The organism is Lysinibacillus sp. FSL H8-0500, from assembly GCF_038051955.1.
Taxonomy (GTDB): domain Bacteria; phylum Bacillota; class Bacilli; order Bacillales_A; family Planococcaceae; genus Lysinibacillus; species Lysinibacillus macroides.
The window spans coordinates 2007820-2032410 of record NZ_CP150292.1; the positions used below are offsets into that span (position 1 = coordinate 2007820).

A 24591-nucleotide genomic window follows, 5' to 3' on the forward strand; every position below is an offset into this window, starting at 1 on the left:
CTGTTTTAATAGTAGTTTAAAAGATTTTTAAACCTAGGTGCAATCCTATGTAAACTAGTTATCGTTTTACCTATTTGTATTGGTAGATAGCTTTTGAGGCATCTCACTGGCGAAATGAAACATATCATTTTCTCAATATGGTAAAGCTTCTTCCATTGTCTCTGTTAACCCAACACCATATACTTTTATAGTGATCGTAATTTGAGGTAGCCTTACACATTAGAGAATACGAAAGGCTTCTTCCATCCCTTCATTCTTCATCTCCAAAAAGATTTAAATTATACTTTTCTGAAAGAGATTTAATATGATCCCATGATTGATCTAGCTCTTGTAAAGAATGCTCATATTCTTCTTTAACATTTTGTATATCAACTTGATTCGTTGCATTAACTAAATTTCTAGTTGCCGTGTCATGAAAGAGTTTTTTCATTTCAAACTCATCTATCGCATCATAAACTTCTTTTTCTTCTGGTGAGCTTGTTTTTGGTTCGAAATCTAATCTATTATCTATATAGTTTACTTTATCTTCAGCAAATACTTGCTGTTGAGCGAGTAATTCTTTTACTTCATCGCTAGAATTTAGCCATGAATATGATTGCGATTCATATAAATTCATCAAGCTATTAATATTATTTTCTTCTACGTTTTTATATGCCCATTCTACTTTAATATAGTCCTTTAAATCAGCGATAAATTGGTCATCGAAACCTGTATCATTTTCTTTACTGCAGGCAGATAGAAGTAAGATAAAAAGTAGACTAATCAATAGTAGTATTCTGATTCTATTAAATTTCACATATGTTCCTCCTAAACTAAATCTTTCTATGTATGGTAACATAGTAAAGAAATAGAAAAAAGAAGAATGTTCATGAGGAGAGAAAGTAAAGTGTGATTGGAAGAGATCATGAATGGTTACGATAGATCCCAATATTTTATTAAGATAGTGTCCATGTACACAAACCTTTATGGTATAATAATAAAAACGGAATAATAGGATAGAGGTACAAATCCGATTTTTGGATTTGTTTAAAAGGGAAGATCGGTGTGAATCCGACGCTGTCCCGCAACTGTAAATGGGAGCACATTTCAAAAGACCACTGTTACGACTTGTAATGGGAAGGTGAAAGGTGTGATGATCATAAGCCAGGAGACCTGCCTTTATCTAGTACAGCCAAAAACCTACGCGGATAGGGGGTGTTGAGTGTGACTAGAGAAATTCTCCTGCATGCTCATAGTACGATGATTGCTAAAGAGGTAGCTTCTATGTTTAATAGAGAGCTTATTTTAACGTGGCAATCACCGTATTATGTCGTGTATTTGTCATAGTAGACATCTTTCTGATGAGGGAAAGATGTTTTTTTATGTAATTTATTAAAAGGAGCGGTCCACATGAATCCACAAGTTATTGAGTACTATGAAAGTTTATTGAAATTTGAAATTATGCAGGAGCCTTATGCTGCAAAACCATTAAAGGAGCTTGTAACACAATACGTCGGACATGATGCTGCACATGAGCAATCTATTTTAGCGGCGTACGCGAATGTGTTAAAGGAATTGATTGGATAGAATAGGTTTGGCTACTTCGATTTTGGAAGTAGCCATTTTTAATAGGCACATTCATTAACAACCATACAGTTATACAATTTCTGTTGTAGGTGATAGGAGCAAGTGAAACCTTTGTGGTAGAGGCCTTCCGATGAACCCCCTCAAAAAGCTCTTGAATATGTATTAATTCAAAGGACAGAGGTGGAATAGCTGTTGCATATGCGGCGACAGGTGTTAGTTAGTACAGTTCATCTTAAAACTAAAAGTGATTCGATTAGTTGCTTGTGAAGTTATTGATGGATAAGCCAAATGATATTGTATAAAAAGGCTATGAGGCATTAACGAAAGACTGTAGCTAAAATAAAATTCTTATTCATATGAGTCAATTTTGCCAAAATCATAGCCAAACTTGCATTAAAACAGGTTTAGCTAAAATTATTTTTGTCTATTAATTAACATAAAACCAATTGGAATACATCTGTTTGTCATAAAACTGCCTTTAGGACTTCATTCTTATTTCACTTTTTATTTATATAATTAATCTGCTATAAATAGAGAGATAGGGGATTAAATATGAAAAATTTGCTTTATACAAGATTTTGGCGGCTACATTTCTTTGCTGCACTCTTTATCACGCCATTGCTTCTTTCACTGACATTGAGCGGGATTGGCTATTTATTTTTCACTGATGTTGAAAATCAATTATATGATGATTACTTTTTTGGGAAAAGCGATAAAGAAGAGGTCTTAACGATAGATGAGGCTGTGAAAAAAGCGGAAGCGGCATTTGCAGGGTACTCCACTAATAAAGTGATCGTGTTGGAAGAACCTTATAATACACGCCTAACATTGTCGAATGGCAAAGATGAGAAATATATTTTTTTAGATGATAACAATCAAATGGTGGGCAGTCAGGATGCTCAATATACATTTTCCAATATTATGCGATCTATCCATAGCTCTTTATTTATTGGAGGGACGTTTGTCAATTATTTAGTGGAGCTGGCGGCTTGCTGGACGATTTTTTTATTACTGTCAGGTCTTTATATGACGTTTAAGGGTAATTTATTGAAAAAGCGGAAGTTGGAGAACAAACGCCAAAAAAATAAACGATGGCATGCTCTTGTTGGGACAATTATTACAATTCCGATGGTGATTTTTATTTTTACAGGGCTGTTATGGTCTGCTTTTCTAGGGTCTGTGCTTTCAGATATAGCTTCTGAAAGTCCAACATTTGGCTATCCGTTATTACAGCAACAGCCACCCACATCTGATGTTTCTGAAATCCCTTGGGCAACACGCCAATTAGAAGCACCTGTTTCTGATGGGGAGCATGCTCGTCATCATGGTGGAGGTGTTGAGCGTTATACAAATCCGAACCAAGTGACTATCGTTGGTCTACTAAAAGAAATAGAGGTCCAAAATATTGAAAAACCATACACCATTCTCTATCCCTCGAATGATGAGGGTGTATTTACAGTTGCCAAGGCTAGTAACTCTGGTGTCACAGGTCTCGATGTGAACCCATCTGATGAAGCAACCATGTATTTTGATCAATATAGTGGGAAGCTCATCGACCAAGTCAACTACGAGGACTATGGTATGTTGGCAAAAGTCTTTACTTGGGGAATTCCATTACATGAAGGTCACTTATTCGGCTGGCCAAATAAACTATTAAATCTCGTTGTTTGCCTTGCTTTTTTAGCCGTGATTATGTGGGGCATTCGTACTTGGATTTTACGCAAGAAAAAAGGTGAGCTATCTGCACCACCGCAAATTTCTTATAAAATATCGTTACCCTTTATCATTTTCCTCATCATTTTAGGTGTTTTAATGCCATTATTTGGTGCTTCATTGATTGCTGTTGTCTTGATTGAATATATCATTTTAGGATGGCAAGCAAAGAGGAAGCTAAGAACAGAAGCACCTAAATAAAATATTACGATACGGTATACCCTTTGAGTAAATGAATGGTATACCGTATCTTTTTGTGTTTAATTCATCTATGTGGGCGCAATACTAGAGTGATGCTGAAAAAATGTTTATAGATTTTTCAGAATGATTTTATAAAGTTTTAAGATTTGTCTGGTACATTGCTATTAGTTTCAGTTTATTGGGGGAAAGCATATGTCGATTAAAACAAGGTTTTTACTATCCTATGTAGGGGTTATTATGATTGCCATCACCCTTTTACTAGTAGCTATTTTTCTTTTTGCCTTTGCGATAACAGGTGATATTAAAGCAATTGAGCATTTTTATAAAAAATCCTATGTACAAAAGCCCTTGACGACAATAGAAGAAAATGCTTTTCTCGATTTAAAATTACTTGCTAAAAATAATCCCCAGCAGCTTTTAGATATCGAACAGTTACAAAATATAAGTACACCTTCCATTGAAATCGTTGTGCGGAAAGATCATCAACTTGTCTATGCATCTCAAAAAGATCATCAAAGAGTATTATTGAAAAGCTTACCTGGCTTTGAGGCGACCAACATTAATTCGCGTGACACAATCATGATAAATCAAGCCTTTTACACCTATGTAAAGTTCGACTTTTATTTTCCTGATCAAACAGAGGGTAGCATTTTTGTTTTAAGAGAGGTAAGTTCCCGTGCGGAAGTAACGCGAGAGCTCTTGCCCATTCTTTTAGGTATTTTATTTGTCTTATTTATGATGATTATTGGCTTATTAAATTATTTAGTGTCAAGAAGCATTATTAATCCGCTGTCAGCATTGAAGGAAGGGGCACAACGCATTAAATCAGGCGACTTAAATTTTGAAATTACTTCTCATTCAAATGATGAAATTGGTCAGCTGAATCGATCATTTGAGGAGATGAGGATTAAATTAAAGGAATCTATTCAACTACAGCTTCAATATGAAGAAAACCGTAAAGAATTATTATCGAATATTTCACATGATTTAAAAACGCCGATGACTTCTATTATCGGCTATGTTGAGGGCATTAAAGATGGTGTGGCGAATACAGAGGAGAAAATGGATAAATATTTAACAACCATTTATACAAAGGCAAAGGATATGGATGTATTAATTGATGAGCTATTCTTGTTTTCAAAGCTGGACTTAAAGAAGATTCCATTTCAAATCGAAAGCGTCAATCTCCAGCAATATATCCATGATTATGTAGAGGATGCGAGCTTTGATTTTATTGCACGAGACATTCATTTACAATATATCTCAGCAGGCTCTCCACTTTATGCAATGGCTGACCTAGATAAATTAAGGCGTGTCTTGACGAACCTTTTAAGCAATAGCGAAAAATATATGGATAAGCCGTATAAGCAAATTATTATTTCATTGCATGAGCGAGCAGAGGATGTGGTTATTCAGGTAACAGATAATGGGGCAGGCATTGATCCTGCCGCATTGCCCTATATTTTCGATCGCTTTTACCGTGCAGAGCCTTCCCGTAATTCGCAAACAGGTGGCAGTGGCTTAGGATTAGCCATTGCAAAACAAATCGTTGTTGAAATGAATGGCGACATTTGGGCGGAAAGTGAATTAACAAAGGGCACAAGTATAGTTATGTTATTGAAAAAGGCTGAAGAGAAGGGGAACAACCATGAAAAAAATACTATTAATTGAAGATGAAATAAGTATTGCCGAGCTTCAACAAGATTATTTAGAAATTAATGGGTTTTTTGTAGATATTCAACATCATGGAGATGATGGGCTAAAGCAGGCTCTTGAAGGCAATTATGATTTAATCATTTTGGATATTATGCTGCCTGGCATGAATGGATTTGAAATTTGTAAGCAAATTCGAGCAGTGCATAATATTCCTATCTTATTTGTATCAGCCAAAAAAGAGGATATTGATAAAATTCGTGGTCTTGGGCTCGGGGCTGATGATTATATTACGAAACCCTTTAGCCCAAGTGAGCTAGTAGCAAGAGTCAAAGCTCATTTAGCAAGGTATGAGCGTCTAGCTACTAATCAGCAAACGAATCATATGATGTCCATTCATGGCATTACAATCGATACATCAGCTAGAAAGGTGTTTATCAATGGAGATGAAATTGCCTTTACGACAAAGGAATTTGATTTACTTGTCTTTTTTGTCAAACACCCTAATCAAGTATTAAGTAAAGAGCAACTATATGAGCGAAATTGGGGCTATGAATCAGCAGCAGATGTGTCAACCGTTACCGTGCATATCCGAAAGCTACGTGAAAAAATTGAACGTGATCCAGCACAGCCCAAGTTCTTGGAAACAGTTTGGGGTGCAGGCTATCGCTTCAATGTGTAAGAAATAGTTAATCTGTATTGCCCATGTGAGGGGTTGTGTAAAGGATGAGGAAATTAGCCGTGATTATTATAGCTGTATCATTTTTGCTGCAAGGGTGTGTCTTAAGTAATATAGTAACTTTACAGCTCGATAAAGGAGGCAGTGAGGAGATGGCAACAGAATGGTTTAAAGCGGTAGAAAATGGAGATATGGGGACACTCCAACATATACTTGATCAAAAGGTGGATATAAATGCTCAAGATTCAAACAATCGAACAGCCTTGATGATTGCTACGTACAAGCAGAATGTTGAGGTAGCAAAATTATTAATGGATGCAGGTGCTGACGTCAATATTCAAGATGATAGGTTAAACACGCCTTTTCTTTATGCAGGTGCAGAAGGCTATCTCGATATTTTACAGCTAACGATACAAGCTGGGGCAGATCCTACGATTTTGAATAGATATGGAGGAACGGCGCTCATTCCAGCAGCAGAGCATGGACATGTGGAGGTTATAAAAGAATTATTAAGTAATACACAGATCAATATTAATCATATTAATAAATTGGGATGGACAGCCTTAATGGAGGCGATTATTCTAAATAATGGCAATTCAACTCAGCAAACAGTCGTTCAATTACTGATTGAATATGGTGCTGATGTGAATATATCAGATCATGATGATGTCACACCGCTACAGCACGCGAAACAGCGAGGGTTTAAAGAGATTGAACACATTCTTCTTGCAGCAGGAGCGGTATGAAAAATATAATATACTTTCTGAATAATAGACAAAGTCGAATTTTTTGACTTTGTCTATTATAATCATAACCAGCCTTTGTCACTAGCAACTTGAGCAGCTTGCTGTCTCGATTCAACCTGTAGCTTTTGAATAGCGGTCGATAAATAATTACGGATGGTGCCTTTTGTTAAAAATAATTGTTTACTGATCTCTTGGGTGGTTAAGCCTTCTTTAACAAGCTGTAGCACTGCAATCTCTCGTTCATTTAAAGGGTTTTGCTCCTTCATAAACAAGGTAGCAGCTAAATCCTTGCTCACCACCCTTTCACCCTGCATAATTTTCCGAATCGTAGCGATTAAATAATCAATCGGCTCATCCTTTAATAGGTAGCCATGTACCTCGCAGTCCATAGCTTTTTGTAAATAGCCAGGTCGTGCAAAGGTTGTCACAATCATTACTTTACAAGGCAAGTTTGCTTGTTTTATTTTTTCGGCAAGCGCTAAGCCTGATAGATTGGGCATTTCAATATCGACAAGACAAATATCAGGTAGCTCCTGCTGGATATAGTCCCACGCTTGTTGCCCATCCGCAACTTCAGCGATTACCTCAATATCAGGCTCAAATGCTAACAGTGATGTTAAGGCACCACGTAACATTTGTTGGTCCTCTGCTAGTAAAACACGTATCATGTCGGAGGCTCCTTTCCATTTTGAATAGGTATGCTGAATAACACGCTTGTACCTGTCGTTGTATCCCCTTCAAATAAGGCATAACCTTGAAGAACATGCATTCTTTCTTGCATCGAGTTGATCCCATTGCCGAATCCTTTATTTTGTAGTCCAATCCCATCGTCTTTGATAGCAAGCGTGTACTGACCATTTTGACATTGTATCGTAATACGGCAATTTTTTGCCTTACTATGCTTGAGTATATTTGTCGTGGCTTCACGTAAGCATAAAGCTAGCATTGTTTCCTCCACACTTGAAAGAACGATTTTCGGACAATGGTTGCTGAGGGTCGTTGTAATATTTGCACTTTGTAAAAGCTGTTGGCAATGGACAAGCTCCGTTTGTAATGAAATAAAATTCATATCAGACACTAGCTCACGTACTTGTTTTAAGGCTGTACGCGTTGTGGATAATATATCATTTAATTCTTGCTTAACGCTTGTAGGATCACGATCAATAAGTTTTGTAGTCAGTTCTGTTTTCACTTTAATCATCATTAGTGTATGACCAATTGTATCATGAAGATCTCTAGCAATACGCTGTCTTTCCTCCTGCTGAACAAGCTGCGTGTTCACCTCAGCCAGTTCAGATTGCAGATTCTTTGATTTTTCTACAAAATAAATAAGTATAGGGAACACTAACTGAATTATCATTATCGGTATTAATAGCTGTGATTCGATGTGTAGAAGTGGACCAGTTTCCATCCACATGACTGTGAGGAACATTCCAGCAATGCCTAATATACCACACGCAATATGCCATTTTGCTTTGGCTCTTCCAAGTAAATCGGCAAAGGTAAAACCGAAGATAAGCATATATACATCTTCGTAAATACCTAATATTGCAATAAGTATAAAGCCAACTAGTGAAGCAAGTAGTAGTTTCCAATCTCGATGCCATAAAGCAATATAAAAAGCCACTAGATACACGATGAGAATCGCTATTTTAACACCAAATGGAATTGCCGAATTTGACCCTAAGACAAGCGTTATAAGGAAAATCAAGGCTACTGCATCAATAATTAAATAATGTCTTGCTTGGTCTCTTGGATAAATGTTTATCGCCTACACCATCCTTTCTTTAATGATGCGCCATGGCTTGAATAGTTTTTTTACGGAGCCACTCCATCGGACCAATATGAAATCGCTGTATCCAAGTTGACGCTATCATAAGTTGTAAGAAGGACAGGGTTAGCCAAATGATAATGATGAGACTACTATTTAATTGCCCACCTAAGCCAAGTCCCCAACCATAAAAAATAATAGATGCTAGCACATTTTGGAGGACATAACAGCTCAAAGACATTTTACCGATGTCTCCAAAGCGTTGCCAAAGCCAGTCTAACCTCTTATATTCTACCAGTTTACCTAAAATTCCAATATAACCAATTGATAAAATCGGTGCACATACATAACGAACAGGTAAATCAAAAAGGCCTCCTGGTATAAAAATAAGAAGATTAAAGGGAATGCCAATATAAACGCCAATCCTAAACAGCTTTCGGCGAGCTTGACGCCCTTTATCCGTTGGTGAAAACACACCATTACGCATAAACTTCACGCCAAGTAAAAATAAAAAGATATTCAGAGGAATAATAAAAATAGCTTCCGTGCGATAAAATAAAAAGTTCGTCAGGCGATGCTGTACCTGTGCGAGCCATGTACCGTTTTCATACAATGTAACAACGGTTTCCATCCCATTTAAGGAAATAGCAGCTCCTTGTAAGGTGCTAATAAAAATAAGCAGGATCAGAAGGATGTGAAAGCTACCAATTAGATAGAAAGTCCATGTCATGACTTTGTCACCCAATCTGAGGATAAAGGCAACGATAAAAGCTGTGACAGCATAGCTCATTAAAATATCGTACTCCATCACAAGTGTGTAATGAAGCAGCCCTTCCAACCCTAAAAAGGCGATTGTCCAAAGATAGACACCGGGCCAAGCATGGCTTTTTCTTAATGCCTGCTGATATTTTAATTGTAAGCCTACGCCAAACATAATTGTTAAGAGCCCAAGCAATTTACCATTGACTAAAAATAATACTACCATTCGTAAAAAGTCGTTGAAGGACCACCAACCAATATAGTTAGCCGTTGTAATATATGATAAATCCCCTAGATAAGCAAAAATCCAAATATTTGTGCCAAGCGTTCCTAAAACAGCGAATCCTCTTACGATATCAATAAAGGGTAGTCTTTGCTGTGTTTGCATGATATAATCCCTCTTTCTTTGTCTTCTTACCTACATGATAAGAAAACGCAAAAAGAAAACCTATTCACAGCAGTCAAAGAATTTTTATGACAGGTGTCATTTTGTGCAGGAATAAATACGATAGTCCAAACTATTTTCATATTTTTCATTCATCATCATATGCTGCTCCATTACTTGATAAAGTGCAGGTTCAATATCCTTGGAGAGATAAAATTCAGGGGGAGAGGAGATCGTTTTATTTTTTTGTATACGAATCGCTTGAAAGCCAGACTGTTGCAATAGATCAACCCACCCCTTTTTCGTCAGAAGCGCCTCAAATCCATAAAATTTCTGGATTGTCTTTGCTAGCGAAGAGGGCAGTGATGGAGGAATGGTGCATTCAATAGCAATAAAGCGGCCACCCTGCTTTAATAAACGATATATTTCTTGTAAAGCACGTTGCTGAGGAACAAATGCCAGCACAGATTCGGCAATAATTAAATCAAATGATTGATCTGGGAATGGTAGTTGCTCAATCGAACCTTGTATAACTTGGACAGGTAATCGAGCTTTATGCATTCTTTGCCTTGCTTTGGCTACCATAAGGGGGTGGCTATCGAGAGCTGTTACGTTTGCTTGATAGGAAGCTGCCAAATAAGCCGCCGTTTGACCTGTGCCACATCCAACATCTAAAATATGGGCGGTTTGCTGAATGTTTTCTGCCTTCAATAGCTCCTTTGATAGCTGAATGCCGCCAGGATGTGCACCGCCAACACCAAATTTAGCTAAAAAATCGAGATACGACGAATCTTGAATAAGAATCACCTTCTTTTTCTTATGATATGAAAAGAATGCTAGCTACACACTGCGAATCACTAGAGGTTGATATTTTTTCCTACTTCTTCAAAAGTCTAATGCACGTTTAAGCTTTCTACATATACTAGTAAAACAAGATAGATAGGGGGTGAATGGATGCCATTTTTTCAGCCAGAACCTAGAAGAAGACCCTATCCGCCAAGGTATCGCCAAAACTTTGGCCCTCCTTATCGAGCTAGACAGATGCAGCCCTACATTTCTCCCAATCAGCCAACACAAGGTAGACTACCAGACCATGTCAATACCATTATGGGGCATGTCGGAATAATTACAAATGGCGTAAATATGCTAAGACAAATGGGCTCCTTGTTGAGTTTATTTAGATAAATGGATGCACAGAGTTGTAGGAATCGCACTGTGGAGCGGATAAGATAAAGAAAGTAGCGGATAACCCGTGCAAAGTGATGAATAAAGAGCAGAAAAATAATGATGGTCGCTTGTTTCGGCTCAAATATCCAGCCTTTTTATCTACTAAAATGTAATAAAAAATTTATTTTACAAAATATAGATGACAAATTTTTAGGAACCTCCTTTGCTGAGGTTCTTTTTTTATATAATGTTGGTAGGAGGTGAATAGATGATTATATTGGTACGACAACCATCAGAATTACAAAAAAATGGTAGAAGAAATGATCCGAAGATTGCCTAGTAGCCATCACGAGTATAGAAATTATGATGAGCACTTACGGCGTATCCAAGCAGGCTTTGCTGGTGAACAGTGCGTGGACGCCGAATGGCTAGAAATCGAGTTACCTTCCCCACATTATTTTCTTCATAACTTCCAAACAATAAATCGCTTTGGCTCTACCCATCAAATGGACACTATTTTTCTCTGCCCTCATTTTGTCCTTATTTTAGAGATTAAAAATATAACAGGTATTCTTTCATACCATGCAGCATTTTCACAATTTTCGCGTACCACAGCAGAAGGTGTGGTGGAAGGAAGGTATGACTGATCCGTTTCAGCAGGTTGCACGGCATGTGACGTGGATGAAATCGCTGTTACAACAGGAGTGCCTTGATTTGCCTGTCCTACATGCCGTTGTGGTAGCATCGAAAAACGGGATTTTAATAGAAAGTTTTAGAGAGCAGTCGATTTTTCATGTTACAGGTTTGCGTACACATATGCAAAAATGGCTACAGCAATATCCACTGTTGGAGAAGGATACAAAGAAGCTGTTTCGATTTGCTATGCTACTTTTGTCGATGCATCAAAAAGTGACAAAAGAAATGAAGGTGTCATTGCAAGAAATAATAAAGAGTGTGCTATGTAGCCAGTGTGCTGATGGGCAATGTTTGCGCTATCACTATAAAAAATGGATTTGCCCACGCTGTGGAGCAGAAGAACACAATGCGTTGTATCAAACATTAGAGGATTATCATTTATTAGTTGGATCTATGCTGACGCGAGTTTTTTGCTATCGATTCTCCACAGAGAGCATATAAACTCGCGTCAGCAAATGCCCTTAAAAGTAGAGGGCACTAAAAGACATCGAAAATATTGGATTATACATTAAAGAAGAAGCTACCAATTCAAGCGATCTGAATGGTAGCTTATAAAATTAAAGGTGGATAGAGCAGGGAAAATGATGGATAGAATACAGAAAGTGACGTATAGAATACGCAGAGTAACAGATAGAACATGAAAAGCGACAGGTACGCTACGTAAAGCCATAATTTAGTAGGATATATAATCCATATTCTCTGCTTTCTTACTAGACAAATGTGAATTTGGGGTATATAGTTAGTTAGGCTAACTAATTTGCAAGGAAGTGATATTGTTGACGATTGAACAGGATTTTTTCAATCAGTACCGTTTAATGTACAGACCATTTATTAAGCAGCTGAATATTCAGCTTGAACCATATCAGTTATATAGCTCGCAATGGGCAGTCCTTCGTTTCTTAAGAGATAAAGGACCGCATTCTTTTGTAGAAATTGCTAATTTTATGGCGATTGAGAAGCCAAGTGTTACAAAACTTGTTCATAAACTGATAGAGCTAGGCTATGTGGAAACAGCAACGGGCAAGGATAAGCGTGAAAAGCTTGTGTACTTATCACCATTTGGGGAGGAGCTTGTGCAGAAAATTCAATTACAGCTAAAATCATTTTTTGAGCAAGCATTAGCAGGTGTGCCAAAGCAAGATATTGATATTGCGACAGAGGTTTTAGCACGGATTTGTATGAATATTAATCAATAGGAGAGAGTAACGTGGAAGCAACCAGAACGAAACTATGGACAAAGGATTTTTTAATTGTCTCACTTATTAATTTTACCCTTACGTTAATCTTTTATTTATTAATGGTGACGATTGCGGCTTATGCGGTGGAGCATTTTCATGCCTCTACAAGTACAGCAGGGCTTGTATCGAGTATTTTTATTATCGGGACACTATTAGGTCGTCTTGGGACAGGGCGCATTATTGGTGACTGGGGTAGCAAAAAAACATTATTTTGCGGATTGCTATTATTTATGTTATCAACAATGTCTTATTTTATAGCAGGCAATTTACCACTGCTGATGGTCAATCGTTTAGTACAGGGGATTGCACTAGGGATTGCAAGTACAGCAACAGGTACCATTATTGCACAAATTTTACCGGCTGAGCGCCGTGGGGAAGGAATTGGTTATTATAGCTTAAGCGCCATTTTAGCCACAGCTATTGGCCCATTTGTCGGGATATTATTAACACAGCTGTTTGAAGATTATCGCATGATCTTTGCAGTCGACTCTGTTTTAGCTATTATTTGTTTCTTTATGTATTTCATTGTGACTGTGCCAGATGCACCGAAAAAAGCGAAGGATACAGCTGTGAAGGCTGGCTTTAAAGTGACGAACTTTATTGAAATGCGCGCAGTACCGATTGCTTTTGTGGCACTTGTGATTGGCTTTGCGTATTCAGGTGTCATGTCGTTTATGACGTTTTATGCGAAGGAACTAGATTTAGTAGCAGCAGGCAGCTACTTCTTTATTATCTATGCCATTGTTATTTTGGCGACACGTCCATTTACAGGGAAATTGCTTGATACAAGAGGGGCTAATATAATTATCTATCCATGCTTAGTGTTGTTTGCAATTGGCATGTACGCCTTCAGCTCAGCAACAACAACGATGGCCTTTTTAATCGCTGCGGCTTGTATCGGAATTGGCTATGGGAACTTCAACTCAGTGGCACAGGCGATTGCCATCAAAGTAACACCGAATGAGCGTTTAGGACTTGCGACATCTACGTATTTTATTTTTTATGATTTAGGCTTAGGTGTCGGGCCTTATTTCTTAGGCTTATTTGTACCTTCTATGGGCTACGGCTCAATTTTCCTTTCGATGGTCTTTGTCATTTTAGCGTCAATTGTGCTGTATTACTTCTTACATGGAAAACATGAAAATTTGAAACAAGCAAAAATTTTGTAGATTAGAATCATTATATTGTAGAAAAAACGTCTTTTTTCTAGTTGTTTGTAAAGAACAACTGAAAAATGACGTTTTTTTCTTTTAATTAAAAATAGGCTTGTAATCAATTGTGATAATCATTATCATTCAAAGTATAAAATTAACTGGAAAGTAGGTAGGAAGTATGAAATATAAAGCATTATTATCTGTGGTAGTGGCAGGGGGTCTTTTAATGGCTGGCTGTGGCAATACAGAGGAAGTAAAAAAAGAGGACAAGCCCGCAACAGAACAGGCAGATCAAAAAACACAAGGGGTAGATTTATCTTCTGAACTATCAGCCTATCAACAATTTGCCTTAGAGCAAATGGATCAATTTTTACTAGAAACAGAAAAATTCGTGAATCTATTTAAGGCAGGCGATATTGAAGGGGCAAAAGCAGCATATGCACCAGCTCGTATGTATTTTGAACGTTCAGAGCCAATCGCGGAAAGCTTCGGTGACTTAGATCCACGCATTGATGGACGTTTAGCGGATATCCAAGAAGAAGGAAAAGGCGAGGAAGAATGGTCAGGCTATCATAAGTTGGAGTATGCATTATGGGAAGAAAATACAACAAAGGGCTATGAGGCTGTAGCAGATCAACTGCTTGCAGATGCAAAAGAATTACATGCACTTGTGCAAACAGTGGAAGTGACACCTGATTTAATGATTACAGGGGCAGTTGATTTATTAAATGAAGTATCCACTTCTAAAATTACAGGTGAGGAAGAAATCTACTCACATACAGACCTTTATGATTTTAAAGCGAATATTGAAGGTGCAGAAAAAATCTTTGAAATTTTACGCTCAAAATTAGAAGCGAAAGATTCCGCATTAGTGTCAACACTTGATGAGAAATTCAAAGCAGTGGATGATCTATTAGCGCAGCATGCAACGGCTGATGGTGGCTATGTATCTTATGAGGAATTAACAGAGGACAACACAAAAGCACTTGCAGCGGCAGTAAACCAGCTTGGAGAGCCATTAAGTCAAATGGGTATTATTTTGGAGTGAGCATAAATGACAGCGTCAAATGATGAAAAATGGATTGATAAAAAAATCTCAAGACGTGATATGTTGAAGCTAACAGGTGTTGGTGTGGCAGGGGTAGCTGTTGGTGCCTCGGGCTTCGGTGGTGTGATGAAGGCAATGGGCTATACTATTTTTGAGCCTGTTGCTGATAGCACAACAGCAAAACATAAAGTTGATTTTTACGGCAAGCATCAGGCAGGTATTGTAACACCTGTCCAGACCAATATTTATTTTGCGTCCCTAGATGTGCTAGTGACATCTCCAAAGGAATTACAGCAATTATTTCAGCAATGGACACCTTTGATGGTACGCTTAATGAATGGTGAACAAATGGTGGATATGACAACTAATACAAGAGTGCCGCCAGGGGATACAGGTGAGGCAGAGGGTTTAGATGCTGCTCATTTATCGTTAACTATTGGGGTTGGTCCATCCTTGTTTGATAAGCTAGGTATGCAGCATGTTAAGCCAGCAGAGCTAAAGGATTTACCGCATTTCCCGAAGGATCAGCTACAGCAGGAATCGACAGGCGGTGATTTATGTATTCAGGCTTGTGCAGATGATCCACAAGTAGCATTTCATGCAGTGCGTAATTTAGTGCGCGCTGCGTCTGGTAAAGTAGCGATTAAATGGTCACAGGCTGGCTTTAATGCATTTCCAGTAGATGGGGGCACACCTCGCAATCTCTTTGCTTTTAAGGATGGTACAGTAAATCCAACTATAACAGATGAGCAGGACTTACAGAAAACTGTGTGGGTGGATAAGGGCTGGCTCAAAAACGGCTCTTATTTAATTGCCCGTAAAATTCAAATGCATCTTGAAACATGGGACCGTACATCTTTAAAGGATCAAGAGGCAACATTTGGGCGCTACCGTGATAGTGGTGCACCCCTTGGTAAAGAAGGCGAGTTTGATGAGTTTGATGTAGAGGCAAAGGATCAGGATGGCAACTATATCATACCTGATATCTCACATGTTCATTTAGCCCGTAAATCTGGTGCACGTATGCTACGGCGCTCTTATTCCTATGCATCAGGGGTTTTGTCCAATACAGGTGCACATGATGCGGGGCTACTGTTTATCTCGTTTCAAAAAGACCCAGCTCAATTTATCGCCGTCCAAAATAGCCTAGGGCGCATGGATAAAATGAATGAATATATTACCCATCGAGGCAGTGCAGTGTTTGCCTGCTTCCCTGGCGTACAAAAGGGGAGTTACATAGGTGAAGCACTTTTTAATGCGCTGTAGCATAATCGCTTGCCTTTTTTTAGCTTTAGCGTTACCCGTGCAAGCTGCGCAATCCTATAGTCATTTATATATCGCGATTAGTGATGCGCTGATCAATACAAAGCAGGATAAAGAAGCAGAGGCAAAAAAAGCACTTGAGCAATTTGCCACAGATTGGGCGAAGATTACATCTGAGCAAAAAGAGGCAAAAGCAAAGGTTGATGAAATTCTTGTGCAGGCAACTGAGGCTGCGTCTAAAGAAGAGCGCTTAGAGGCCTTATCAGCACTATCCAATGCCTTGCGCGCTTTAGAAAAGCTGGAAAATCCAGTGGATGAAGCGGCACAGCGGGCAGAATTTGGTCAAAAGTTTAAGCCTATTATGGTAGACTTTGAAAAAGCTTTAGCAGGTGGGAATATCGAGGCGATTGATCAAGCCTACAAAGATTTTAATAATAAATGGAATAAACATGAGCGTCCTGTGCGTGAACAAAGTATAGCAATGTATGGGCAAATCGAAACGCAAATGGCATTTCTGCGTATCTCCATTTCCGCTGAGGAGCCTGATATAGCGCTGATGCAAGCGCAATTTGCAGATTTACAGCAAACAATAGAGGACTTTGTTGCTGGGAAGGAAACAGCAGAAGCGATAGAGGGAGACTATTCATTAGCAACATTGCTCGCTTATATTAATGAAGCAATGGATTTGATAGATGCAGGCGACTATAAAAAGGCCTCTGATAAAATCCGTGATTTTATTAAGATTTGGCCAAGCGTTGAAATTGAAATCTCCACGCGTAATGGTAGCCTTTATACAAAAATTGAAAGTGATATGCCGATTATTGTCAGTGATTTACTAAAATCATCTGTCGATCAAGAGGCGATTACCAAGAAATTAGCGAATTTCCGCACAGAAATTGAATTGATTCAAGATGATCCGGATTACACCATTTGGGATGCTGCACTGATCTTGCTACGTGAGGGACTAGAGGCTTTGCTGATTATTTTGGCACTAGTCTCCTTCTTGGACAAATCAGGACAAAGCAGGATGCGCAAATGGATTTATGTTGGCGCATTTGTTGGCGTGCTGCTTTCGGCAGTGGCGGCGGTTCTGATGTCTACTATTTTGAACTCGGCAACGATTGATACAAATCGAGAACTAATGGAGGGCTATGTTGGTTTATTGGCAGCAGCGATGATGATTGGAGTGGGCATTTGGCTGCATAGTAAATCAAGTGTGGCGAGCTGGAATCGCTATATTTCCAAGCAAATGGGCAATGCTATTTCTAGTGGCTCTATTTTCGCGATGGCGATGATTAGTTTTTTATCCGTCTTTCGTGAAGGAGCAGAAACGCTTGTCTTTTACGCGGGTATTGCTCCGAAAATGGAGACATCCCAATTTATCCTTGGCATTGGCGTGGCATTGCTTATTTTAGCAGTGTTGGCGATTGTACTGTTTAAAGCAAGTGGCAAAATTCCCATTCATAAATTTTTCGCAGTTGCAACGGTGTTTATTTATGCATTAGCCTTTAAAATTATTGGTGTTAGTCTGCATACCTTACAGCTTACAGATAATCTGTCCACAACGATTGTTGACGGCTTGCCTGTAATTAGCTGGATTGGCTTTTATCCAACCGTGGAAACAATGATTGGTCAGGCTATTTTGCTCGTGTTGGTTGCGGCTACGATGCTCTATAAAAAGAAACAAAAAAGGTAGATGGTGTCAATCGCCATCTACCTTTTTTCAATGCCAGTGTGCTGGGCGTTTTAGATAAGAAGGTAATTTTGTGAAACGATCTCCCTGTGCGGCATTGATTTGCATTTGTGTTAAAAACATGCTTGTCGAAAGGTCAGCGCCACGTAAATTGGCATCCCTTAAATCAGCCCCAATAAAATCTACCTCTTGTAAATTAGCATTCTGTAAGTTCGCTGCAATTAAATAGCTACCTCTTAGGTCAGTAGCTCGTAAATCCTTGCCTTTTAAATTTTTGCCCATCCAATCAGCCCCACGCTGATTTAATTTTTTAGCCGCCTTGCCTTTTAGTCGGATTTGCTCGCTTGTTTGAAGCAATAGTGCATTCACAGGCATACGGATAGCAATAATATCCAATGCTAATAAGGTAGCAGCATCATGCTCTATTAGTTGTTGAAGCTCTTCCAGTTGGGCCAAGAGCTGCTGATAAAGCGCATGATCCACCTGGTAGGATAAAGCCTCCGCTAGATAAGCAATCATTTCGTAGAGCTGCTCCATAATAGGGAAAACCTGAAACATTTTCTCCGCATGTGCACGAGATTGTCGCCAATCTTGCCCCTTAAATGTAATCTGTGAAACCTGCTGTCCCGCCCCTAAGCAGTCAAAAACCGTACAGCCCTTAAAGCCTGTATCTCTTAACTCGCTATGAATACGGCAATGATAGTTTTGCTGTAAATTTGGACATGGCTTGCCTGCTGGTTTATTGATGGCGAAGTCACTGGAAGCGACAATATTTAAGGCCGTACAGCATAAGCCAAAACAGTTTTGACAATCAGCCTGCAAACTTTCTCGAACCTTTATAGCAATTGATAGATGATTAGACATTCCTGCTCCCCTCTTTCGCTTTATTAATTTAGTGCTTATTTTATCATTAACAGATTGGAAATTGAATGATAGACATTTTGAAAGATACAAGGGAATATGGTATTCTTCTTCACAAGAATGTTGAAAAAGTTGGTGATAAAACATGGGCGTAACGGTTAAAGATTTACTACAATTGCCATCTTTTCGAGGAGCAAAGGTGTTAACGGGTCAGGATAATTTGCATCGCACAGTATCCTCGCTGTCTGTACTAGAAGTATCAAATGTTGACTTTTATTCTAAAATTATTAATCGTGTGCAGGAGGAATGGTATGCAGAGGAGCTTGTCATTAGCTCGTTTTATTCCATTCGCGACAGTGTGGAGAAGCAATGTGAAACGATTCAGCATTTGCATGATCTAGGGGAGCTAGGTCTTATTTTATATTATGTTGGGATAATTTTGCCTGATATTCCGGAGGAGGTTCTTGCTTTAGCAGAGGAGCAGGGCTTTATTATTATTTGTATGCCAAGAAATGATTACTCCTTACGCTATAATGAGGTCATTTATGAGGTGATGGAGGCAATTGTCAACAATGAGGGTGTCAATGATCATTTTGTTCAGGAAACATTAGAAAAGGTATCCTTGCTGCCAGAGCATTTAAGAAGTGTGGAAATTACGCTAAAAATGCTATCGGATCGATTAAAGGTCAATATTGTGCTGACAACTAGCCATTTTGACATTATGAACCAAGTAATGTGGCCTAGAAATTCCACATTGAATGTTGTAGATGTTATTGCTACATGTGCTGAAACACATACGCACCGAGAGGCGGGCAAGCTGGCATTGGAAAAAAAGGATGTTTCTTGTGTTGTGGAATATAAACGTGTACACCAAAAAAATGGAGAGCCACTCTTTTTATTTTTAATTAAGGAAAATACCAAGCTACCTGCCAAAACAATGGAAAAGGTTAGTGAGGTTGTCCAAGTAGCCATTAATTTATGGGGAGATAAGCATGATGAGGTTAGTGAATATGCCCTTATGAAGGCAATTATTAATGATGAAAGTGAAAAAATGCGAAGATTGGCAAACCTCCTTCATATTGAGGTCTCTGCCATTCAAATGATGTGGCTTGTCTATATTCACGATTTGGCAGATGAAAAAAGCATTCGAGAGGAATTAGAGGGGCAGCTTTCCACCTACTATCAAACAAGGGTGATTCAATGCATTGACCATTGTATCATTGTGCTATTAGGCAATTGCTTGTATAAGCATCATGAGTTTGATATTGCGGTGGAATATAGCGAAACAACGATGTATGATGCCCAGCTTGCCGAAATTGTCTATGCGCCAAATATGAAAAGCACGAAAACAGTGCGGCAAATGTATCAATTGGTCAATCAAGTAGGCGACAAAGCGCAGACAATTTATCCCATGCGCAAATTATTTACAGCCGCGGAAGTTCGCTCAATGAAGCGAGCTATTGATGCAAGTAAGCAGGGTGAGGAAATCATTGAAGAATATTTAGCAGTGATTGAGCCTATTTTGCATGATACGGATTCTTTACAAACATTAATTGCCTTTTTACTCGATGCAAAGGGCAGTATAGAGCGCTGTGCGGAGCTGCTCTATATTCATAAAAATACGGTGAAATATCGTATTAAAAAAATTAGTGAGCTGCTTGGGACAGATATTACAGCTTACTCGGAATTTTATGATGTTTATATGGCTTGTATGCTTTATCGCTTAATTAATGGATAGAATAATCTGAAATTTTGTCATTTTGAACAAAATTTCAGATTATTTTTTTCATTTAGGCAAAAGACGTGTAGTATAGCTTTCTCTTATAATTAAAAACATTCATCAACAGGGAGGGAGTCGCATGAAAAACGACAATAACGTTCAATCCTGGTATAGCTTAGGAATTATTTGGGCTGGCGCCATGATTTGTATACCAAGTTTATTAGTAGGAAACGCACTTATTACCAATATGAGTTTACCAAAGGCACTTGCTGTTGCGTTTGTCGGCTATGCCATTGTGGTCTTTATTATGGTATTACAGGGCATGCAAAGCAGTGATTTAGCAAAGCCAACCGTTCATATTGCTGGACAAGTATTTGGCAAAAAAGGCTCTCGTACCATATTATCCATTATTTTAAGTATTGCTTGTTTAGGATGGTTTGGGATTCAGGCAAATGTTTGTGGGGTTGCCCTTGCCAATTTATTAGCAGTCTACAATTTGACGATACCCGTACCACTTGCATCTTTGATTAGCGGACTAGTTATGGTTGTATCCGCTATGTACGGGATGAAGGTGCTACGAATCTTAAGCTATATTGCTGTACCAATCTTAGTAATTATTTGTATCTATGGTTTAGTACAAACATTAACAGGTGATCAACTACAATTGATTCGTAACTATCAGCCACAGGGCACGATGAGCTTTATGGATGGCCTAGCTGTAACAATTGGCTCCTTTGCATTAGGGGCAGTAATCGCAGGTGATTATTCGCAATTTTCCAAAAAACGATCAGATGTTTTTAAAGCTGCTACATTAGGGATTATTCCTGCTGGTGTGCTGATGATTGGCGTAGGTGCTGTATTAACAATTGCTTATCAAACAAGTGATTTAACCGCTGTATTTCTCCATATTGCTACACCGTTTATTGGTGGTGTTGCTTTAATTTTAGCAACATGGAAAACAAACTTAGTCAATGCGATTTCAGGAGGCATTGCGCTCATTAATGTCTTTGATGTTGCTAAAAATAAAGAAAAAATCGCAATTGGCGTTGCGGGAACAATTGGCACTGTCTTAGCGGTTATCGGCATTTTAAATTACTTTACACCAATTATGTCGATTTTATCAGCGATGATTCCACCTGTTGCAGGGGTAATGATTGCTTCATATTGGGTGATTCATAAAGGCAATAAAACGAGCTGGCATGAGGTAGAGGGTGTGAATCGATTAGGCGTCTTTTCTTGGCTTGTAGGGGCAGTGATAGCCTGCTTACCTGTTTTCTTCTCTTTATTCCCTGAATTACCAGCATTACCAAATAATCCGATGATCGGTATTATCATTTCATTTATTCTTTACTATATTGGGTATCGTATATCCGCACAAAAAACGGTCGTACTGGAGGAACAGCAATGAGATATTTAGATCAAGCAGCTATTGAACATATTGCGATTGGCGCAGCATTTCTAGGAACGGGCGGAGGTGGCGATCCGTATATTGGCAAGCTGATGGCACTTTCCGCTATCGAAAAAAATGGTCCTGTAAAATTATATTCAGTGGATGAAGTAGCAGATGAGGACTTTTTTATTCCAGCAGCGATGATGGGTGCACCATCCGTACTAATTGAAAAATTCCCACGTGGCGATGAGTTTGTCAAAGTTTTTCAAAAGCTTGCCCAATACTTAGGCAAGGATAAAATTGCTGGCACATATCCAATGGAGGCGGGTGGCGTCAATTCTATGATTCCGATTGTTGTGGCAGCACAGCTAGGCTTACCATTAATTGATTGTGATGGCATGGGACGTGCATTTCCAGAGCTGCAAATGGTAACCTTTCATCTTGATGGCATTTCCGCAACACCAATGGCGATTACAGATGAAAAAGGTAATATTGGTATTTTCGAAACCATCGATAATAAATGGACAGAGCGCATAGCACGCTCAGCGACTGTTGAGATGGGGGCTAGCTCATTAGTAAGCTTATATCCAACAACAGGGGCGCAAATTAAGCAAAGTGGTGTGCATCATATTATTACACTATCTGAACAAATTGGTGAAATTATTGCCTCTAAAGATCAGGAAGTAAATGATAAGCTAGAGAGCCTACTAACGCTTGTAAAAGGATACGAGCTATTCCAAGGAAAAATTGTCGATGTCATTCGTGAAACAAAGGGTGGCTTTAATCTTGGAAAAATGGTGCTAGAGGGTATTGATACGTATAAAGCGGACCAAATGAAGGTTCATTTCCAAAATGAAAATTTAATTGCAGAGAAAAATGAGCAGGTTATTGCGATGACACCAGATTTAATTTGCTTGGTGGATTTTGAAACATTACAGCCTGTCACAACCGAAAGCTTGAAATATGGCAAGCGTGTGCGTGTAATTGGCTTACCAGCACATAAAAAATGGCGTACAGCCAAGGGCATTGAAACAGCGGGACCACGATACTTTGGTTATGACTATGAGTATACGCCGATTGAGGAAATGGTGAAAAAGGAGGAAGCAGAGCATGTATAAAATTGGAATTGATGTAGGTGGAACAAATACGGATGCTATCCTTTTAGACCATGATAGTCAGTTAATTTACAGTGTAAAATCACCAACAAGCTTAGATATCAAATCAGGGATTGAACAATCATTGCAGGAGCTGCTTCAGGGTGCAAATATTGATAAAACAAAAATTACGCATGCCATGCTAGGCACAACGCAATGTACAAATGCGATTGTAGAGCGTAAAAAGTTAGCAAAGGTTGGTGTAATTCGACTGGGCTATCCAGCAACGGCCTCTGTCCTTCCTTATACAGCATGGCCAAAGGATATGATTGATACATTATCAGGGCAATATGCTATTGTGCATGGCGGCTATGAATATGATGGTCAATTATTAAGTGGACTTGATAAGGAGGAAATTACAAAGCTATTAGCAGAATGGCACGATCAAGTAGAATCCATTGCCATTGTGGGTGTCTTTTCTTCTATTAAAAATGACCAAGAATTACAGGTTCGCCAATGGATACAGGAGGTATATGGTAAGGACTTTCCTATTTCCTGCTCTTCATTAATTGGCTCTGTTGGCTTAATTGAGCGTGAAAATGCAACAATTTTAAATGCTGCTTTGTGTAAGGTAATTGATACAACGACACAGGGCTTTGTGCAAGCACTACAAGCGGAGGGAATTTCAAATGTAGAGGTCTACCTCTGTCAAAATGATGGCACATTAATGTCCATTGATTATGCCAAGCAATTCCCGATTTTAACAATTGCCTGTGGTCCAACAAATAGTATACGTGGTGCGTCGTATTTATCCCAAATTCAAAATACAATGGTGTTAGATGTTGGTGGCACAACGTCCGATATTGGTGTATTACAGGATGGCTTTCCACGAGAGTCCTCTGTTGCCGTGGAGGTAGGGGATATTCGTACAAACTTTAGAATGCCTGATATTATTTCGGTTGGTCTTGGTGGTGGCAGTATTGTACGTGTACAGAATGATAACATTACGGTAGGACCAGATAGTGTTGGCTATCGCATTAACGAGGAGGCACTTGTTTTCGGCGGCTCCACATTAACAACAACAGATATAGCTGTACGTCTAGGCTTGGCAGACGTTGGTGATCCTCAATTAGTAGCACATATTGATGAAGCCTTTGCGAAGGATGTACAAAAGGAAATTGCTGCTTTACTGGAGCAGGCTATTGATAAAATGAAAACCTCCTCAGAGGATGTGTCACTGGTGTTAGTCGGCGGTGGCGCTGTGATTGTGCCTGAAAAAATTCGAGGCGTTTCCCATATTGTAAAATCGGAATATGGCGGTGTAGCTAATGCCATTGGTGCATCCATCGCTCAAATTAGCGGTCAATACGAGCAAATTTATATTTATGCAAGAGAGTCTCGCGAGGATTCTCTAAAGGATGCCCAAGGCAAAGCCGTTAAACAAGCTGTCTTAGCAGGTGCAATAGAGAAGTCAATTGAGCTTGTAGAGGTAGAGGAAACACCACTTGCCTATCATCCAGAAAATGCTACACGCTTAAAAGTAAAGGTAGTAGGGCATATGGTGTAATGGGAAAAGTATGAATTTTTTTAGTGAGTCATGAACATGTGAGCAGATGGTAACCTTGCTCAAGCGCTTCTATGATAAATATATTAAAGTAAGTATAAAGCCAAGACCGGTTCTCAATTAATTTTGAGGCTGGTCTTTTTTTAATTCTACAAATTAATACTTGTTAAGACGTAAGTAGAGCCATTAATTAGTGAATATCTAAAAATATAAGCAAATTTTATATACAA

24 protein-coding genes and 1 riboswitch are annotated in these 24591 nt (G+C 38.8%); of the genes, 18 read left to right on the plus strand and 6 right to left on the minus strand.

Features of this window, described 5'->3' with window-relative positions; all coding sequences use genetic code 11:
* Nucleotides 1-250: 250 nt before the first annotated feature.
* Complete coding sequence (locus tag MHB44_RS09475; RefSeq protein ID WP_341302546.1) at nucleotides 251-796, minus strand: hypothetical protein; 546 nt, start codon at nucleotides 794-796, stop codon at nucleotides 251-253.
* 186 nt (nucleotides 797-982) lie between these two features.
* Nucleotides 983-1175: riboswitch (cobalamin riboswitch) on the plus strand.
* Between the two features lie 28 nt (nucleotides 1176-1203).
* Here MHB44_RS09475 and MHB44_RS09480 point away from each other — a divergent pair.
* The 6 genes from MHB44_RS09480 (at nucleotide 1204) to MHB44_RS09505 (ending at nucleotide 6558) form a co-directional block, all read left to right on the plus strand.
* Nucleotides 1204-1326 carry a hypothetical protein gene (locus MHB44_RS09480; protein WP_341302547.1) on the plus strand — a complete coding sequence of 41 codons (123 nt, stop codon included), beginning with the start codon at nucleotides 1204-1206 and terminating at the stop codon, nucleotides 1324-1326.
* Nucleotides 1327-1389: 63 nt separating this feature from the next.
* Nucleotides 1390-1566 (plus strand): hypothetical protein, encoded by a 177-nt coding sequence (locus MHB44_RS09485; protein ID WP_341302548.1) that lies wholly within the window; start codon nucleotides 1390-1392, stop codon nucleotides 1564-1566.
* A gap of 552 nt (nucleotides 1567-2118) precedes the next feature.
* Nucleotides 2119-3480, plus strand: a complete 1362-nt coding sequence (locus tag MHB44_RS09490) for a PepSY domain-containing protein (protein ID WP_341302549.1) — start codon at nucleotides 2119-2121, stop codon at nucleotides 3478-3480.
* 192 nt (nucleotides 3481-3672) lie between these two features.
* Nucleotides 3673-5151 (plus strand): HAMP domain-containing sensor histidine kinase, encoded by a 1479-nt coding sequence (locus MHB44_RS09495; protein WP_341302550.1) that lies wholly within the window; start codon nucleotides 3673-3675, stop codon nucleotides 5149-5151.
* A complete protein-coding gene (locus MHB44_RS09500; RefSeq protein ID WP_341302551.1) occupies nucleotides 5129-5815 on the plus strand; it encodes a response regulator transcription factor in 687 nt (228 codons plus the stop codon). The genes MHB44_RS09495 and MHB44_RS09500 overlap by 23 nt, the downstream gene beginning before the upstream one ends.
* 44 nt (nucleotides 5816-5859) lie before the next feature.
* Nucleotides 5860-6558 (plus strand): ankyrin repeat domain-containing protein, encoded by a 699-nt coding sequence (locus tag MHB44_RS09505; RefSeq protein ID WP_341302552.1) that lies wholly within the window; start codon nucleotides 5860-5862, stop codon nucleotides 6556-6558.
* Between the two features lie 62 nt (nucleotides 6559-6620).
* Here the strand turns inward: MHB44_RS09505 and MHB44_RS09510 are convergent, their stop codons facing one another.
* From MHB44_RS09510 to MHB44_RS09525, 4 genes are all read right to left on the minus strand, one after another.
* Entirely contained in the window at nucleotides 6621-7226 is a 606-nt protein-coding gene (locus MHB44_RS09510; protein WP_341302553.1) for a response regulator transcription factor, read from the minus strand.
* Nucleotides 7223-8269, minus strand: coding sequence for a sensor histidine kinase (locus MHB44_RS09515; RefSeq protein ID WP_341302554.1), 1047 nt, complete (start codon nucleotides 8267-8269; stop codon nucleotides 7223-7225). Before MHB44_RS09515 ends, MHB44_RS09510 begins: the two co-directional genes overlap by 4 nt.
* A gap of 76 nt (nucleotides 8270-8345) precedes the next feature.
* A complete protein-coding gene (locus tag MHB44_RS09520; RefSeq protein WP_341302555.1) occupies nucleotides 8346-9476 on the minus strand; it encodes a DUF418 domain-containing protein in 1131 nt (376 codons plus the stop codon).
* 96 nt (nucleotides 9477-9572) lie between these two features.
* Nucleotides 9573-10280 carry a class I SAM-dependent methyltransferase gene (locus tag MHB44_RS09525; RefSeq protein ID WP_341302556.1) on the minus strand — a complete coding sequence of 236 codons (708 nt, stop codon included), beginning with the start codon at nucleotides 10278-10280 and terminating at the stop codon, nucleotides 9573-9575.
* Between the two features lie 147 nt (nucleotides 10281-10427).
* Between MHB44_RS09525 and MHB44_RS09530 the strand changes: the two genes are divergently transcribed.
* The 8 genes from MHB44_RS09530 to MHB44_RS09565 all read left to right on the plus strand — a co-directional run bounded on the left by MHB44_RS09530 (nucleotide 10428) and on the right by MHB44_RS09565 (nucleotide 17735).
* Nucleotides 10428-10658 carry a hypothetical protein gene (locus MHB44_RS09530; protein WP_341302557.1) on the plus strand — a complete coding sequence of 77 codons (231 nt, stop codon included), beginning with the start codon at nucleotides 10428-10430 and terminating at the stop codon, nucleotides 10656-10658.
* 290 nt (nucleotides 10659-10948) lie between these two features.
* Nucleotides 10949-11287 carry a nuclease-related domain-containing protein gene (locus MHB44_RS09535; protein ID WP_341302558.1) on the plus strand — a complete coding sequence of 113 codons (339 nt, stop codon included), beginning with the start codon at nucleotides 10949-10951 and terminating at the stop codon, nucleotides 11285-11287.
* Nucleotides 11280-11777: a hypothetical protein gene (locus MHB44_RS09540; RefSeq protein WP_341302559.1), complete on the plus strand. Its 498-nt coding sequence runs from the start codon at nucleotides 11280-11282 to the stop codon at nucleotides 11775-11777. Before MHB44_RS09535 ends, MHB44_RS09540 begins: the two co-directional genes overlap by 8 nt.
* Nucleotides 11778-12103: 326 nt before the next feature.
* Nucleotides 12104-12532 (plus strand): MarR family transcriptional regulator, encoded by a 429-nt coding sequence (locus MHB44_RS09545; RefSeq protein ID WP_341302560.1) that lies wholly within the window; start codon nucleotides 12104-12106, stop codon nucleotides 12530-12532.
* Nucleotides 12533-12543: 11 nt separating this feature from the next.
* The gene (locus tag MHB44_RS09550; protein WP_341302561.1) at nucleotides 12544-13743 is read left to right on the plus strand and encodes an MFS transporter; all 1200 of its coding nucleotides are present in this window, start codon (nucleotides 12544-12546) and stop codon (nucleotides 13741-13743) included.
* A 163-nt stretch (nucleotides 13744-13906) separates the two neighbouring features.
* Nucleotides 13907-14776: an iron uptake system protein EfeO gene (efeO, locus tag MHB44_RS09555; protein WP_341302562.1), complete on the plus strand. Its 870-nt coding sequence runs from the start codon at nucleotides 13907-13909 to the stop codon at nucleotides 14774-14776.
* Nucleotides 14777-14782: 6 nt separating this feature from the next.
* Entirely contained in the window at nucleotides 14783-16042 is a 1260-nt protein-coding gene (gene efeB, locus MHB44_RS09560; protein WP_341302563.1) for an iron uptake transporter deferrochelatase/peroxidase subunit, read from the plus strand.
* A complete protein-coding gene (locus MHB44_RS09565) occupies nucleotides 16017-17735 on the plus strand; it encodes an FTR1 family protein (protein WP_341302564.1) in 1719 nt (572 codons plus the stop codon). The genes efeB and MHB44_RS09565 overlap by 26 nt, the downstream gene beginning before the upstream one ends.
* A 27-nt stretch (nucleotides 17736-17762) precedes the next feature.
* Here the strand turns inward: MHB44_RS09565 and MHB44_RS09570 are convergent, their stop codons facing one another.
* On the minus strand, nucleotides 17763-18596 hold the full coding sequence (locus MHB44_RS09570; protein ID WP_341302565.1) for a pentapeptide repeat-containing protein: 834 nt from the start codon (nucleotides 18594-18596) through the stop codon (nucleotides 17763-17765).
* Nucleotides 18597-18738: 142 nt separating this feature from the next.
* Between MHB44_RS09570 and MHB44_RS09575 the strand changes: the two genes are divergently transcribed.
* The 4 genes from MHB44_RS09575 (at nucleotide 18739) to MHB44_RS09590 (ending at nucleotide 24364) form a co-directional block, all read left to right on the plus strand.
* Nucleotides 18739-20331 (plus strand): PucR family transcriptional regulator ligand-binding domain-containing protein, encoded by a 1593-nt coding sequence (locus MHB44_RS09575; RefSeq protein ID WP_341302566.1) that lies wholly within the window; start codon nucleotides 18739-18741, stop codon nucleotides 20329-20331.
* 121 nt (nucleotides 20332-20452) lie between these two features.
* The gene (locus tag MHB44_RS09580) at nucleotides 20453-21721 is read left to right on the plus strand and encodes a cytosine permease (protein WP_341302567.1); all 1269 of its coding nucleotides are present in this window, start codon (nucleotides 20453-20455) and stop codon (nucleotides 21719-21721) included.
* Nucleotides 21718-22821, plus strand: a complete 1104-nt coding sequence (locus tag MHB44_RS09585; protein WP_053995907.1) for a DUF917 domain-containing protein — start codon at nucleotides 21718-21720, stop codon at nucleotides 22819-22821. The genes MHB44_RS09580 and MHB44_RS09585 overlap by 4 nt, the downstream gene beginning before the upstream one ends.
* Nucleotides 22814-24364, plus strand: coding sequence for a hydantoinase/oxoprolinase family protein (locus MHB44_RS09590; protein ID WP_341302568.1), 1551 nt, complete (start codon nucleotides 22814-22816; stop codon nucleotides 24362-24364). The genes MHB44_RS09585 and MHB44_RS09590 overlap by 8 nt, the downstream gene beginning before the upstream one ends.
* Nucleotides 24365-24591 lie beyond the last annotated feature (227 nt).